Annotated in this window: 14 protein-coding genes; 9 read left to right on the forward strand and 5 right to left on the reverse strand. The window is 44.6% G+C overall.

The genetic code is table 11. The features are described from left to right. Positions 1-8 precede the first annotated feature (8 nt). From BT_RS18580 to BT_RS18590, 3 genes are read left to right on the forward strand one after another with little or no spacing between them, the layout of a single operon-like run. Positions 9-1,076 (forward strand): glycoside hydrolase family 43 protein, encoded by a 1,068-nt coding sequence (locus BT_RS18580; protein WP_008767017.1) that lies wholly within the window; start codon positions 9-11, stop codon positions 1,074-1,076. 3 nt (positions 1,077-1,079) lie between these two features. Next, positions 1,080-2,375 (forward strand): BNR repeat-containing protein, encoded by a 1,296-nt coding sequence (locus BT_RS18585; RefSeq protein WP_008767016.1) that lies wholly within the window; start codon positions 1,080-1,082, stop codon positions 2,373-2,375. Positions 2,376-2,379: 4 nt separating this feature from the next. After that, the gene (locus tag BT_RS18590; RefSeq protein ID WP_008767015.1) at positions 2,380-3,525 is read left to right on the forward strand and encodes a glycoside hydrolase family 88/105 protein; all 1,146 of its coding nucleotides are present in this window, start codon (positions 2,380-2,382) and stop codon (positions 3,523-3,525) included. On the opposite strand, the gene BT_RS18595 is transcribed toward BT_RS18590, so the two are convergent. From BT_RS18595 to BT_RS18610, 4 genes are read right to left on the reverse strand one after another with little or no spacing between them, the layout of a single operon-like run. Continuing rightward, a complete protein-coding gene (locus BT_RS18595) occupies positions 3,508-4,527 on the reverse strand; it encodes a GNAT family N-acetyltransferase (RefSeq protein ID WP_011108932.1) in 1,020 nt (339 codons plus the stop codon). The two genes, BT_RS18590 and BT_RS18595, sit on opposite strands and share 18 nt — an antisense overlap. Positions 4,528-4,540: 13 nt before the next feature. Continuing rightward, positions 4,541-5,458 carry a DUF2156 domain-containing protein gene (locus BT_RS18600; protein WP_011108933.1) on the reverse strand — a complete coding sequence of 306 codons (918 nt, stop codon included), beginning with the start codon at positions 5,456-5,458 and terminating at the stop codon, positions 4,541-4,543. Positions 5,459-5,513: 55 nt separating this feature from the next. Further along, a complete protein-coding gene (locus BT_RS18605; RefSeq protein ID WP_008762629.1) occupies positions 5,514-6,209 on the reverse strand; it encodes an LrgB family protein in 696 nt (231 codons plus the stop codon). Continuing rightward, positions 6,206-6,649, reverse strand: a complete 444-nt coding sequence (locus BT_RS18610) for a CidA/LrgA family protein (RefSeq protein ID WP_011108934.1) — start codon at positions 6,647-6,649, stop codon at positions 6,206-6,208. Before BT_RS18610 ends, BT_RS18605 begins: the two co-directional genes overlap by 4 nt. A 196-nt stretch (positions 6,650-6,845) precedes the next feature. On the opposite strand from BT_RS18610, the gene pta reads away from it, so the two are divergent. The 6 genes from pta (at position 6,846) to BT_RS18640 (ending at position 12,219) form a co-directional block, all read left to right on the forward strand. Then, positions 6,846-7,865: a phosphate acetyltransferase gene (gene pta, locus BT_RS18615; protein WP_008762631.1), complete on the forward strand. Its 1,020-nt coding sequence runs from the start codon at positions 6,846-6,848 to the stop codon at positions 7,863-7,865. Between the two features lie 28 nt (positions 7,866-7,893). Further along, positions 7,894-9,093, forward strand: coding sequence for an acetate kinase (locus BT_RS18620; protein ID WP_008762632.1), 1,200 nt, complete (start codon positions 7,894-7,896; stop codon positions 9,091-9,093). A 157-nt stretch (positions 9,094-9,250) separates the two neighbouring features. Beyond that, positions 9,251-10,342 (forward strand): glycosyltransferase, encoded by a 1,092-nt coding sequence (locus tag BT_RS18625; protein WP_162303125.1) that lies wholly within the window; start codon positions 9,251-9,253, stop codon positions 10,340-10,342. A gap of 11 nt (positions 10,343-10,353) precedes the next feature. After that, positions 10,354-11,049, forward strand: a complete 696-nt coding sequence (radC, locus tag BT_RS18630; RefSeq protein ID WP_008767010.1) for a RadC family protein — start codon at positions 10,354-10,356, stop codon at positions 11,047-11,049. Positions 11,050-11,096: 47 nt separating this feature from the next. Then, positions 11,097-11,408 (forward strand): metal-sulfur cluster assembly factor, encoded by a 312-nt coding sequence (locus BT_RS18635; RefSeq protein WP_011108936.1) that lies wholly within the window; start codon positions 11,097-11,099, stop codon positions 11,406-11,408. Positions 11,409-11,454: 46 nt separating this feature from the next. Continuing rightward, on the forward strand, positions 11,455-12,219 hold the full coding sequence (locus BT_RS18640) for a UDP-2,3-diacylglucosamine diphosphatase (protein ID WP_008767009.1): 765 nt from the start codon (positions 11,455-11,457) through the stop codon (positions 12,217-12,219). Between the two features lie 140 nt (positions 12,220-12,359). On the opposite strand, the gene susG is transcribed toward BT_RS18640, so the two are convergent. Beyond that, complete coding sequence (gene susG / locus BT_RS18645) at positions 12,360-14,438, reverse strand: alpha-amylase SusG (protein WP_011108937.1); 2,079 nt, start codon at positions 14,436-14,438, stop codon at positions 12,360-12,362. Between the last annotated feature and the right edge of the window lie 82 nt (positions 14,439-14,520).

Genomic DNA, 14,520 nt, shown 5'->3' on the forward strand with positions numbered 1-14,520 from the left:
AAATATATATGGTAAGAATGTTATTACTGGTAGTGGTTTGTATAGGGTTACTGCCAATACAAATGCGAGCTCAGAAGAATAGTTATATTATTCCCGGGGAAGTGTGGAAGGATACGGACGGTAACCCTATCAATGCGCATGGCGGGGGACTTCTTTACCACGACGGTACTTACTACTGGTATGGAGAATATAAAAAGGGCAAAACGATTTTGCCTGATTGGGCTACATGGGAGTGTTATCGTACAGATGTGACGGGAGTAGGCTGCTATTCTTCCAAAGATTTACTGAACTGGAAGTTTGAGGGCATTGTGCTTCCGGCAGTCAAAGAGGACCCGAACCATGACCTGCATCCGTCGAAGGTTTTGGAACGTCCGAAAGTGATTTATAATAAAAAGACAGGTAAGTTCGTGATGTGGGCACATGTAGAGAGTGCCGATTACAGCAAAGCGTGTGCGGGTGTAGCTGTCTCTGATTTTCCAAACGGACCATTCACTTACTTGGGAAGTTTCCGACCGAATAATGCGATGAGCCGTGACCAGACAGTTTTTGTCGATGATGACGGACGTGCCTACCAATTCTATTCTTCAGAAAATAACGAAACCATGTATATCAGTCTCCTGACAGACGATTACCTGAAACCAAGCGGACGCTTTACACGCAATTTCATCAAAGAATCCCGTGAAGCTCCGGCAGTGTTTAAGCATAAGGGCAAATATTATATGTTAAGTTCCGGCTGCACCGGCTGGGACCCGAATGTAGCGGAAATCGCAGTGGCGGATTCCATCATGGGTACATGGAAAACGATAGGTAATCCTTGTACGGGTCCGGATGCAGACAAGACTTTCTATGCGCAGAGTACATACGTACAACCGGTTATCGGAAAGAAGAATGCATATATTGCCATGTTTGACCGCTGGAAAAAGAAAGACCTCGAAGATTCACGCTATGTATGGCTTCCTGTATTGATAAAAGACGGAGCTATTACCATCCCATGGCATGAAAAGTGGGATTTGACCGTCTTTGACAAACAGAAGAAATCTGACAAATACAAGAAATCTGACAAACAGAAAAAATAGATCATGAAACGGACACTGCTGCTTACTTTTTTATTACTATCTGTTTCTGCCTTGTGCTTTTCGCAAAAACTGGTGGAAGTTGCCAAAGGATATAGTTGTACATCTGTCAATACAACGATATTCCGCAATAATTCATTGGTAACGCATGGGGATGAGCAATATATCAGCTATTATGATGCCGATGGCTATCTTGTGTTGGGCAAACGGAAACTAAATTCGAAGCAATGGACATTGCATCGTACTCAATATCGTGGAAATGTAAAAGATGCCCACAATATCATCAGTATAATGGTGGACGGAGAAGGGTATCTGCACGTTTCTTTTGACCACCATGGACATAAGTTGAATTACTGCCGCAGTATCGCCCCCGGTTCTTTGGAACTGGGCGATAAAATGCCGATGACCGGAGTGGACGAAGGAAATGTTACTTATCCGGAATTTTACCCTCTGACAGACGGGGATTTGTTGTTTGTCTACCGTTCCGGTTCTTCCGGACGTGGAAATCTGGTGATGAACCGTTATTCATTGAAAGACCATAAATGGGCCCGTGTACAGGATGTCCTGATTGATGGTGAAGACAAACGAAATGCTTACTGGCAGCTATATGTAGACGAGAAAGGTACGATTCATCTCTCATGGGTATGGCGTGAAACCTGGCAGGTGGAGACCAACCATGATCTTTGCTACGCGCGTTCTTTTGATAACGGAGTGACTTGGTATAAGTCGGATGGTGAACAATATAAACTTCCGATTACAGCTTCGAATGCAGAGTATGCTTGTCGTATTCCACAAAACTCGGAATTGATAAACCAGACAAGTATGAGTGCAGACGCTGGTGGCAATCCTTATATTGCCACTTATTGGAGGAGTTCGGACAGTGAAGTCCCTCAATATCGCATTGTCTGGAATGACGGGAAGACATGGCATAATCGTCAGGTGACAGACCGCAAGACTCCGTTTACACTGAAGGGAGGAGGCACTAAGATGATTCCTGTTGCCCGTCCGCGTATTGTGGTAGAGGATGGAGAAATCTTCTATATTTTCCGTGACGAAGAGCGGGGCAGCCGTGTCTCAATGGCGCATACTGCTGATGTTGCCAACGGTAAGTGGATAGTCACCGACCTGACGGATTTTTCCGTAGATGCCTGGGAACCGTCCCATGACACGGAATTGTGGAAGAAGCAGCGGAAACTCAATCTCTTTGTACAGCACACTTGTCAAGGCGACGGTGAACGCACGGCGGAGATTGAACCTCAAATGATATATGTACTGGAAGCGAATACGAATACAAAAAAATAAAGATATGAAGAAATTGTATGCAACTCTTTTTTCCGCACTGGTGGTAGGCTGTGCGGTGTGTGCCGGTTGCACAACCAAGAAAGTTTCATCTTCGGCAGAAGTGGTTGACATTATTCATAAAGTCAATGGCTACTGGCAGACAAACCATCCGGAACACGGGCGTTCTTTCTGGGACAATGCCGCTTATCATACCGGAAACATGGAGGCTTACTTCCTGACCAACAAACCGGAATACCTGGAATACTCAAAAGGATGGGCGGAACATAATGAGTGGAAAGGCGCTAAATCGGATCATAAAGCCAACTGGAAGTACAGTTATGGCGAAAGCAATGATTATGTACTGTTCGGCGATTATCAGATCTGTTTTCAGACGTATGCCGATTTATATAATCTGGAACCGGATACACATAAGATAGCCCGTGCCCGTGAGGTGATGGAGTATCAGATGAGTACACCCAACAATGATTATTGGTGGTGGGCGGATGGTTTATATATGGTAATGCCTGTGATGACCAAACTATATAATATCACAAAAAATCCACTTTACCTGGAGAAACTGCATGAATACCTCGCTTATGCAGACAGTATCATGTATGATGAAGAAGCCGGACTTTACTATCGCGATGGAAAATACGTATACCCCAAGCACAAAAGTGTGAATGGTAAAAAGGATTTCTGGGCACGTGGTGATGGCTGGGTACTGGCGGGGCTGGCGAAAGTCTTGAAAGACCTTCCGGAAACAGATAAGTATCGTCAGGAATATATAGACCGTTTCCGTACATTGGCAAAATCTGTTGCGGCCTGTCAGCAACCTGAAGGGTATTGGACGCGTAGTATGCTCGATGCGCAGCATGCACCGGGACCCGAAACAAGTGGTACGGCATTCTTTACGTACGGTCTGCAATGGGGGGTCAATAACGGTTTCCTTGACTCCGCCCATTATCAACCTGTAGTTGAGAAGGCATGGAAATATTTGTCAACAGTTGCTTTACAGCCCGACGGAAAGATCGGTTATGTGCAACCCATCGGCGAGAAAGCCATACCGGGGCAAGTCGTAGATGCTAATTCTACTTCAAACTTCGGAGTCGGTGCTTTCCTGCTGGCAGCTTGTGAAAGGGTACGTTATCTGGAATCACTTATTCAGCATTAAACTCATATAAGGTCGTAGTGCCTGAAATATTCTTCCTGTCAGCTCACTGATATTCATTGGTATATGTGCGCCGGGCAAACGCTCGGTGCTATACATACATTTGCCATTACACAGATAGTAATAGCCATTATTTACTGACAATTGTTTATCTGATACTTCCAGTTGCATTTCGTCCTCAGGAAAAGCGGAGGCATACAGTTGCAGCACTTCTTTGGCATTGATGATTCGCGCCATCCCCAACGGATATTGCGTCTGTTCTTTCTCCGGAGGAAGCAACTGAGTCATGTGCCTGCATCCAGTAAATTGCTTGATATGGTGCAACAAACTGTGCTCGGCATCTTTGGTTTCTGCAAAAAGCTCGCTGATAATTAATTGCTTATCTCTTCTGTATACAATAGCCAATCCATTGATTTGATTCTCTGATCTGGCAGTAACCAAAATTCCGTCACTGAGGATAAGGTCCGCCATGACTACTTGAAAATCCTCAAAGGAGTGCTGGATGCAGCAAGTGCGTCCGGAAAGTTTGCTGTTTAGATATTCGTAAACTTCTTTCTGACATCCGATTTCAGAGGTGACTGTTATTTCTTTAGACGGAATAAATTCCGGTACGGTAATCTCTTTAACCGAATATTGGAATACGGAAGCATATCCCATCCGGGTGTAATAGTCGAATAACCAAGGTTCGGCAGGAATCAATGTACTGAAATACGTTCCGTTACGAAGCATCTTTGCAAAGGCTTGGGAGAGTAATTCGCGCATCACTCCGTTTCCGCGAAAATCCGGATGAGTGCAGGCTCCTGAAATGTAAGAGGTCTGTACGGTATCTCCGCAGAAAGTCATCGGATAAGGAATCATCTGAAGAGCGGAAACAATCTCATCCCCACTTTCGATAGCAATGTTTATTTCGTTTTTATAGCGCAGCCTAAAGTACATTTCAACGAACTCTTCATTGTCGTCGAAACATAACTGCCATAATGCCTTAACCTTTTCTTTTGTCGTCATACCTTATATATTATTACCATCTGACCATATCCATAGGATGGTCTTTCAGACAAGCCATATACTTTTCGAGAATAGTTACCGGTTGATAAGACAGCTTTGCTTTGCGTAAGCCTTCAATACCTAAATCTTCTTCCCGGTTGATATAGATATACTGTTCGGGAATGCGATTGGCAAACTCGTAATTAATCATGGCGTAAGCACCGTCAATGCTGGTATCTGCCTTTTCTACATGTACCCCGAATGTTTCATGGTTGATAGGCATCCCGAAAGTAAATGCTACAATTTTCCCGTTGACGTGGAGAATGCCTCCGGTCAGACCGAGTGCTTCGAAATTATGTAATGCATAAATGAGGGCACGACGTTCATTTCCCGTTCCTTCCTGCTGGTCGCAGTTGTTCACTTTGCACCATTCGGCTTCCAGGTCCAGACATTCTTGAATACGGTCGGGCGTAATCGGTGTATATTCGTAATCGGGATACGTATTACGGAACCGGTTGATATGATTTCTCTTTGCCTGAAATTTCTTTCCTTTTAAGGTAGCCAGATCACTCCTTAAATATATATAGTCGGCATAGGCACGGTCTTCCGTGAAAATGAACCGTTCGGGTAAAATCGCTTCGAGGTCGGCGCGCATATTGCTGCAAACTCCCAACATACAGAAATTATGCTTCTCCTTATCCGCATCTTCGATTAATTTCCGTAATACAGCTTTCAGATCGCCGTTTCCTACAGGCATCATATATGCCAGTTGTTCGCCGGCCCAAAATTTGAATACCAGAAAATCGTCGATGACTGCAAATTGAGTATCGTACAAGAATCTCCAGCTACAGAGGTTGGAAAATGAAAGATCGCAGTTTCGGCGGTCACTTTTCATGGTGAATGCAGTTATTGTGTCTCTATCAGCTAGTGTAATGTCTTTAAATGGAATCATAAAATGCTTTTTGCGTTTAACTCTTTATATAACGGAAAATGAAAGAATTTTGTTTTTACAAAACACCTAATAATCGCAGGATAGTCGGTGTCAGTAATGCGGTGAATATTCCATTCAGTGTCAATCCCAGGCTGGCATACGCCCCGTATTTGCTGCTGATGTCCATGGCAGTGGAAGTGCCGACAGCGTGGGCGGCTGTTCCCATCGAAAGCCCTTGGGCTATCGGACTGCCTACGTGCATGATTTTCATTGTCTTAAATCCGCAGATGGCTCCCAGTAAACCTACCGCTACTACAACGGCTGCCGTCAGTGACGGGATACCTCCGATAGCCTTGGTCACTTCCATGGCAATCGGAGTCGTTACGGATTTAGGTGCCAATGAAAGAATGACTTCTTGTGAAGCTCCCATAAACTTGGCGATTAATACCACAGAGATCACTCCGACGATGCACCCTGCCAGTTGAGACAAGAGGATAGGCAGCAACTGTTTCTTAATCATTTCCAGCTGAAGATATAAAGGGACTCCCAAAGCTACCACAGCCGGGCGTAACCAGAATTCGATGAGATGCCCTCCCTGATTGTAAGTCTCGTAAGAGATATTGGCCATTTTAAGGAAGATAATCAGAACGGCAATGGTGAGTAAGATCGGGTTCAGCAGTACCAGCCCCGTTTTCTTCTGAAGCAATTTGGCAAAGAAGAAAACGCCGAAAGTGACAGCCAGCAGAAAGAAATTATTTTCTAAAAAGCTCATTTGTCTTTATCCATTAAGTTAGTTTTGTTTTTTAAATGTAGCTTGTCGGACAAGTGAAAGTCTGATAAGCGTAGGCTACTCGCCAGTTTAATCTGACGTGCCACTCTGAATTTACGGACAATCTGGTGTACCCATCCCGTTACGACCAGCACGAGAGCCGTGCTAACGATTGTTGCGATGACGATAGGCCAGAATTCTGCCGCAATAACGTCGAAGTACAACATCAATGCTACTCCGGGAGGTACGAAAAAGAAGCCCAGATTAGCTACCAGAAAGTCGGACAATCCCTGCACCCACTGCAGTTTGATCCAGCCTAATTTCAAAAAAAGGGTGAGCAGCAGCATACCGATAATGCTGGAGGGGAGCTTGATCCCTGTTAAATAAACGATTAATTCACCCAAAGCCAAACAGCCAAATAAAATGGCGCACTGACGTATCATACACTAATTACCTATTGATTTGTTTGAAAACACTGCAAAGGTAGAAAAAATAGAAGTACAGTGTTAAATATTATAATATTTTAGACTTGGAGAATAAAATTAGCCGGAATTGTAATGTGGATATTGCAAAATTGAGTACTTTTGCAGCGCAAATTACAAATCGTAACAAGGTTTATAATATTATTCAAATATATCTATGCTTAATTTAATCAACCAAATCGTGGCTCGTGCGAAAGCAGACCGCCAACGTATTGTTCTTCCGGAAGGAACTGAAGAACGCACATTAAAAGCTGCCAATCAGATTTTGACAGATGAAGTTGCTGACCTTATTTTACTGGGTAAACCCGCTGAAATTAACGAACTTGCAGTGAAATGGGGACTGGGTAACATCAGCAAAGCTACTATTATTGATCCTGAAACTTCTCCGAAACACGAAGAGTATGCACAATTGCTGTGCGAACTTCGCAAGAAGAAAGGCATGACTATTGAAGAAGCCCGTCAATTGACGAATGATCCTTTGTTTTATGGTTGTTTAATGATTAAGAGCGGTGATGCTGACGGTCAGTTGGCAGGTGCCCGCAACACAACAGGCAATGTACTGCGTCCGGCTTTACAGATTATCAAGACTGCTCCGGGCATCACTTGTGTATCCGGTGCTATGTTACTCTTGACTCATGCTCCCGAGTATGGTAAGAATGGTATTCTGGTGATGGGTGACGTTGCCGTAACTCCGGTTCCGGACCCTAACCAACTGGCACAGATTGCTGTTTGTACGGCACAGACTGCCAAAGCCGTTGCCGGTATTGAAAATCCGAAAGTGGCTATGCTGAGCTTTTCTACCAAAGGTTCCGCTAAACATGAAGTAGTGGATAAAGTAGTGGAAGCTACCAAGATCGCTAAGGAAATGGCTCCTACACTTGATCTGGACGGAGAAATGCAGGCTGATGCTGCTCTTGTTCCTGAAGTAGGCGCAAGCAAAGCTCCGGGTTCACCCGTAGCGGGAGAGGCTAACGTGCTGATCGTTCCGAGTCTGGAAGTAGGAAATATTTCTTATAAACTGGTACAACGTCTGGGACATGCCGACGCTATCGGCCCGATCCTTCAGGGTATCGCCCGTCCGGTGAATGACTTGTCTCGTGGTTGCTCTATCGAAGATGTATATCGCATGATTGCTATTACGGCTAATCAGGCTATTGCAGCAAAAAACAATAAATAAGTATCAAGTTTTAAGTATTAAAGACAATATGAAAATTCTAGTATTGAACTGTGGAAGTTCATCCATCAAATATAAATTGTTCGATATGACCACCAAAGAAGTGATTGCACAAGGTGGTATCGAAAAAATCGGTCTGAAAGGCTCTTTCCTTAAATTGACTTTGCCGAATGGCGAAAAGAAAGTACTCGAAAAAGACATTCCGGAACATACGATTGGTGTGGAGTTCATTCTGAATACATTGATTAGCCCGGAATACGGAGCTATCAAATCACTGGACGAAATCAATGCGGTAGGTCACCGTATGGTACACGGAGGCGAACGTTTCAGTGAATCTGTATTGCTGAACAAAGAAGTACTCGAAGCTTTTGCTGCCTGCAACGACCTGGCTCCGCTTCACAATCCTGCCAACTTGAAAGGTGTGAATGCAGTTTCCGCTATTCTTCCCAACATTCCGCAGGTAGGCGTATTTGATACAGCTTTCCATCAGACGATGCCGGATTATGCTTATATGTATGCTATTCCCTACGAAATGTATGAGAAATATGGCGTACGTCGTTATGGCTTCCACGGAACTTCTCACCGTTATGTTTCAAAACGTGTATGTGAGTTCCTTGGCGTTAATCCGGTAGGACAAAAAATCATCACTTGCCATATTGGTAACGGTGGTTCTATCGCTGCTATCAAGGATGGCAAATGTATAGATACTACTATGGGACTGACTCCGTTGGAAGGTTTGATGATGGGTACCCGTAGCGGTGACATCGATGCCGGTGCAGTAACATTCATCATGGAAAAAGAAGGCTTGAATACGACAGGCATTTCTAACCTGCTGAACAAGAAGAGCGGCGTACTGGGTATTTCCGGCGTATCAAGCGATATGCGCGAACTGCTGGCCGCTTGTGCTAACGGAAACGAAAGAGCCATCCTTGCTGAAAAGATGTACTACTACCGTATTAAGAAATATATCGGTGCTTATGCTGCGGCATTGGGCGGTGTAGATATCATCCTGTTTACAGGTGGTGTAGGCGAAAATCAGTTTGAATGCCGTGAATCTGTTTGTAAAGACATGGAATTCATGGGTATTAAACTGGACAATAATGTGAATGCAAAAGTTCGTGGTGAGGAAGCTATTATTTCTACTGCAGATTCTAAAGTGAAAGTAGTAGTGATTCCGACAGATGAAGAGTTGTTGATTGCATCGGATACAATGGATATTCTGAAAAAGTAAGAAGAACTGAGATAATAAAAAAAGGCGGCTTATCATGAAGTCGCCTTTTTTTGTTAACTCTTTTATAAGTCTCGTTTTTTTTACCTTACTTTGTGCTTCAAATCAATATTCGTTTTATTGGATTTACGCAAAATCGTTATTTTATAAATTCATTGATATGCGCTATTCTGTCATAATTCCCGTTTACAATCGTCCCGATGAGGTGGATGAATTGCTGCAAAGTCTCACTGTACAGTGTTTTAAAGATTTTGAAGTAGTTATTGTTGAAGATGGTTCGTCCATCCCTTGTAAGGAAGTGGCAGATCGGTATACAGATCGGTTGGACATCAAGTATTTCTCTAAACCCAATTCCGGACCGGGGCAGACCCGTAACTACGGAGCGGAGCGAAGCGAAGGAGAATATTTTATCATACTGGACTCTGATGTCATTTTGCCCGAAGGATATTTTGACGCGATAGAGAAGGAGCTTCAGTCTTCTCCTGCCGACGCGTTCGGTGGTCCCGACCGTGCGCACGATTCTTTTACGGATATTCAGAAAGCTATCAACTACTCGATGACTTCCTTTTTTACAACAGGCGGTATCCGTGGCGGAAAAAAGAAGATGGACAGGTTTTATCCTCGTAGCTTCAATATGGGGATTCGTCGCGAAGTGTATGAAGCTTTGGGGGGATTCTCTAAAATGCGCTTCGGGGAAGATATCGACTTCAGTATCCGTATTTTTAAAGGTGGCTATACTTGTCGTCTTTTCCCCGACGCATGGGTATATCACAAACGTCGGACAGACTTGAAAAAGTTCTTTAAGCAAGTCCATAACTCCGGCATTGCCCGCATTAACCTTTATAAGAAATATCCCGATTCGTTGAAATTGGTGCATTTGCTACCGGCAGTGTTCACGTTGGGAGTCTCTTTGCTTTTATTATTGACTCTTTTGGGGTTGGGGCTCGTTTTGTTAGCTTTTTATCTGCTATATTCCAAAACGGTTCCCGGGTGTGCGACAGGCGAGATGGCACTTCTGTTTTTAGGATTTGCCGCCATGTTGGCAGCACCTCTTCCCTTACTGCTCTATTCCTTGGTGGTTTGCGTGGATTCGACAATCAGAAATCGCAGTTTATGGATTGGAATGCTGTCAATTACTGCTTCCTTTATACAACTAATTGGTTATGGAACGGGATTCTGGCGTGCATGGTGGCAGCGTTGTATAAGAGGAAAGGACGAATTCGAGGCGTTTCAAAAGAATTTTTATAAGTAAGTGATTTGATCATGGAAAGCAAACACAAACTATCCATCAACCAGTGGGCGCTGGAAGACCGTCCCCGGGAGAAGATGATGGAGAAAGGAGCAGCCGCATTGAGTGATGCCGAACTACTCGCCATATTAATCGGCTCCGGAAATACGGAAGAAAGTGCTGTCGAACTGATGAGGCGTTTGCTTCTCTCTTGTGATAACAATCTGAACTCCTTGGCAAAGTGGGAAGTCTGCGACTATTCCCGTTTTAAAGGAATGGGACCGGCAAAGAGCATCACTGTAATGGCTGCCCTGGAACTCGGCAAGCGACGGAAACTGCAAAATATCCAAGAACGCCCCCGCATCTCTTGTTCAAGAGATATTTATGACATCTTCCAGCCTGTCATGTGCGACCTTGAACAGGAAGAATTCTGGGTATTATTATTGAATCAGGCGACGAGACTGATCGATAAGGTACGTATCAGCACCGGCGGAATAGACGGAACGTATACGGATGTACGTACCATTCTTCGGGAAGCATTGCTGCAGAGAGCCACGCAAATAGCCGTAGTACATAACCATCCTTCGGGAAATATCCAACCCAGCCAACCGGACCGGACGCTGACGGAACACATCCGCCGGGCAGCCGACACAATGAACATTCGCCTGATAGACCACGTTATTGTTTGTGAGGATAAGTTTTACAGTTTTGCCGACGAAGGGCTGCTCTGAATAAATTTATTCTTATCTTTGCAATACATATTAATAAGGAAAGCCCTATGGAAAAATTTAAAATAGAAGAAAAGATCGTAGCCATGCTAAAGACGGTGTACGATCCTGAGATTCCGGTGAATGTATACGATCTTGGACTGATTTATAAAATAGACGTCTCCGACAATGGGGAAGCAGTGCTTGATATGACTCTGACTGCTCCCAACTGTCCGGCAGCCGATTTCATCATGGAAGATATCCGCCAGAAAGTAGAATCGGTGGAAGGAGTGACAACCGCCACTATCAACCTTGTGTTCGAACCGGAATGGGATAAAGATATGATGAGTGAGGAAGCAAAACTGGAACTCGGATTCCTGTAAATTCATAGCTCAAAATATAAAACTGATAACTCTAAACTCAAAACTCATGAAGAACGTTTATTTCCTTTCCGATGCGCATCTTGGTTCCCGTGCCATAGAACATGGACGTACACAGGAACGGCGCTTGGTGAACTTCCTCGACAGTATCAAGCATAAAGCTTCTGCCGTTTACCTGTTGGGAGATATGTTCGATTTTTGGTATGAATTCCGGTTAGTGGTTCCCAAAGGATACACCCGCTTTTTAGGAAAGCTTTCCGAACTCACGGATATGGGAGTGGAGGTACATTTCTTTACCGGCAACCATGATATCTGGTGTGGGGATTATCTTTCTAAAGAATGCGGAGTGATTATTCATCGTGAAGCATTGACTACCGAAATATACGGAAAAGAGTTTTATCTGGCTCACGGTGACGGACTGGGTGACCCGGACAAGAAGTTTAAGTTGCTGCGCTGGATGTTTCACAGTACAACACTTCAGACACTGTTTTCTGCCATCCATCCCCGTTGGAGTGTGGAATTGGGCTTGACGTGGGCAAAACATAGCCGCGAAAAGCGGGTGGACGGCAAAGAACCGGATTACATGGGGGAGAATAAGGAACATCTGGTACTTTATACAAAAGAATATCTGAAGAGTCATCCTAATATCAACTTCTTCATTTATGGCCATCGTCACATTGAACTGGATTTAATGTTGAGTGCTACTTCCCGTGTGCTGATTCTTGGAGACTGGATTAACTATTTCTCCTATGCGGTATTCGATGGGGAGAATCTATTTTTGGAAGAGTATATAGAAGGAGAAACACAAGTTTGATTCTTATTCCATTAAAAAGTGGAAATTCCGATTGATATAAGGTTTCTTGAAGATAGATAGAAACCGGAAAAAGTCAAGACCACGTCTTCAGATTCATTTCATAAGAATAGAATAAATCTGAAGACGTGGTCTTGATGTATTTAGTTGCCCAACTTGAATACTACAGAGGCGTATCCTCCCAGTTTCAAGGTGTAACTGTCGCTGTCTGTATTTTGTTGAGTTTCGCCATTCACAAACAATACTTTCTCAATCTTGTCTGTCAGCGGAAGTTGCATGGCCGTTCCGCCGAAATTATGGATGACAAGCAGTTTCTCGTTGTCCTTGGTCATATACCAGGCGGCAATCGGCTTATAGTCTTTCTCCTGTGATTCGTTGTAGACGGAATGTTTGGTCATATTTCCTTCTGCCAGTGCCGGATAGGTGTTGCGCAATCGGGTGAGGGAGAAATATATGTTCAGAAGTGAATGGGTATCGGCTTGTTGGTCCGCTACCGTTTTCACATTTTTCGAAACGGTGGCATCCGTCTTGTCTGTGTAGTTGGTAGTGTAGCTATCTCCCCATAGCATCGGGCTGCGCACATATTCGTCTCCGTTATCCTTTGTTCCGTAAAGTCCCAGTTCTTCACCGTAATAGATGTAAGGATGTCCGGCGGAAGTGAGTAAGACGGCGGCGGCCAGTTTGCATTTGTCGGCGGATTTACCCAACTTGGACGATGTACGGTCTTCGTCATGGTTACTCAGTTTCGTTGCTTCGATGTAATCGCTTCGATAGTTGGCGTATTTCTGTTGGTAAGAAAGGATGTCTTTGGCAAAATAACATCCGGTACTATTATTGATTCCCCATTCCAGACGATACCAGAAGGAAAATTCAAAAAGGGCGGGCAGACCTTTATAATAAGGAGCTACTTTATCGTATTCCGATAACACTTCGCCTATCATATAGAAGTCGTCCGTATGTCCTTTTTGTTTGTAATAGGCGTTCATATCTTCATAGAACATTTTCAGGAAACGAGGATTTTCTTCGCTGGTCTCACTGTGGTAGATGTGCTTCACGGCGTCGAGGCGGAGGCCGTCCACACCACGGGCGATCCATCCTTTGGCGGCGTCTGCTATTGCCTGATATGCCGGTGATTCGCCTGCCTGGTCTACAGGGCCGTAGTTAAGGTCGGCAAACCAGTCGGTGCAGAAATGAGAATGGAAATAGGTGATCTGCTGGCTGTCGAACATGATGTTGGCAGGGTTGCCGGCGTTGGTCAGTTTGAAATCCTTGTTCAGCGCGAGTTTCTCGGACGAGGAAGAGGCGCCGTATTTTGTTCCGGATGGCCAGAAAGAAGCATTGCTAGTACGGATCAGAAGCCCCCAAGTGGACTCAAAGTCGACGGTGAGTTCATAGATGTTGTTTCCTTTGTCATAAAACTTTTTACAGATGTCTTCTCCGTAGTATAAGTATTTGGCGTTGTCGGTACCTGTGTCTGGATTATCCTCGTCTGCTTTGGTGCCTGTGGAAACGACAAGGATGGGGGAAGGTGCGTTGCTCCAGTCCAGTGTAAATTTCAGCAGTCCTTTCACGGCAGCGGTCTCGTCAGAAACCTGAAACCATTCTGCGGCATTGTATCCGGCTGCTCCTTCTTGGGTGATCATGGCGATTTTGCCTGCTGCGATATCTGTTTTCGGGTCTTCAGAGAAAGAATAATAATTGCGATACGGGCTTTCGGATGATGAACTAGCTTCGGTGAACCACGGGTGGGCAGTGCCGGTGTGGTTCATTACGTAGTCCAGATAAATCTTGATGCCTCGGTTGTGGGCTTCTGTAACCAGACGGTCGAAGTCGCTTTCTGTGCCGAGCTGCGGATTGACTTTGGTGTAGTCTGTGACGTCATATCCGTGATAAGACATACAGGGGTGGATGGGAGAGAGCCAGAGGGCTTTCACGCCTAGTTGGTTGAGATAGTCCAGCTTTTGGGTGACGCCATTCAGGTCTCCATATCCGTCTCCGTCGCTGTCGGCGAAGGAATAGAGCAGTAATTGGTAGGAGATGTCTGCCCGTTTGGTCTCGTCCCATGTGTCGGGAGAGGCGGTAAGTGCGGTCCATTGCCCTTCGACGGGCGGTTCGGGTTCCGGAGCAGGGTCGGTGATATTTTTGTCATCGCTGCAAGCGGTCATGAATGCCATGAGCATTGACAACCACAAAAGAGATAAAAAGTGGAGATGTTTATTCATAATGATGATGTATTAAAGACAATAAGTGTAGTTTCTTAAAAAACAGTAGCCGCCCCGATTTCATTGTATTCGCGACGGCCAT

The organism is Bacteroides thetaiotaomicron VPI-5482 (genome assembly GCF_000011065.1).
GTDB classification, from domain to species: Bacteria; Bacteroidota; Bacteroidia; order Bacteroidales; family Bacteroidaceae; genus Bacteroides; species Bacteroides thetaiotaomicron.

What these genes read in the sequence shown, in the direction of transcription:
- BT_RS18595 (WP_011108932.1), bottom strand. Translation starts at nt 4,527, where the DNA reads ATGACGACAAAAGAAAAGGTTAAGGCATTATGGCAGTTATGTTTCGAC.
- BT_RS18600 (WP_011108933.1), bottom strand. Translation starts at nt 5,458, where the DNA reads ATGATTCCATTTAAAGACATTACACTAGCTGATAGAGACACAATAACT.
- radC (WP_008767010.1), top strand. Translation starts at nt 10,354, where the DNA reads ATGGAAAGCAAACACAAACTATCCATCAACCAGTGGGCGCTGGAAGAC.
- BT_RS18605 (WP_008762629.1), bottom strand. Translation starts at nt 6,209, where the DNA reads ATGAGCTTTTTAGAAAATAATTTCTTTCTGCTGGCTGTCACTTTCGGC.
- susG (WP_011108937.1), bottom strand. Translation starts at nt 14,438, where the DNA reads ATGAATAAACATCTCCACTTTTTATCTCTTTTGTGGTTGTCAATGCTC.
- BT_RS18585 (WP_008767016.1), top strand. Translation starts at nt 1,080, where the DNA reads ATGAAACGGACACTGCTGCTTACTTTTTTATTACTATCTGTTTCTGCC.
- BT_RS18610 (WP_011108934.1), bottom strand. Translation starts at nt 6,649, where the DNA reads ATGATACGTCAGTGCGCCATTTTATTTGGCTGTTTGGCTTTGGGTGAA.
- BT_RS18635 (WP_011108936.1), top strand. Translation starts at nt 11,097, where the DNA reads ATGGAAAAATTTAAAATAGAAGAAAAGATCGTAGCCATGCTAAAGACG.
- pta (WP_008762631.1), top strand. Translation starts at nt 6,846, where the DNA reads ATGCTTAATTTAATCAACCAAATCGTGGCTCGTGCGAAAGCAGACCGC.
- BT_RS18620 (WP_008762632.1), top strand. Translation starts at nt 7,894, where the DNA reads ATGAAAATTCTAGTATTGAACTGTGGAAGTTCATCCATCAAATATAAA.
- BT_RS18590 (WP_008767015.1), top strand. Translation starts at nt 2,380, where the DNA reads ATGAAGAAATTGTATGCAACTCTTTTTTCCGCACTGGTGGTAGGCTGT.
- BT_RS18640 (WP_008767009.1), top strand. Translation starts at nt 11,455, where the DNA reads ATGAAGAACGTTTATTTCCTTTCCGATGCGCATCTTGGTTCCCGTGCC.
- BT_RS18580 (WP_008767017.1), top strand. Translation starts at nt 9, where the DNA reads ATGGTAAGAATGTTATTACTGGTAGTGGTTTGTATAGGGTTACTGCCA.
- BT_RS18625 (WP_162303125.1), top strand. Translation starts at nt 9,251, where the DNA reads ATGCGCTATTCTGTCATAATTCCCGTTTACAATCGTCCCGATGAGGTG.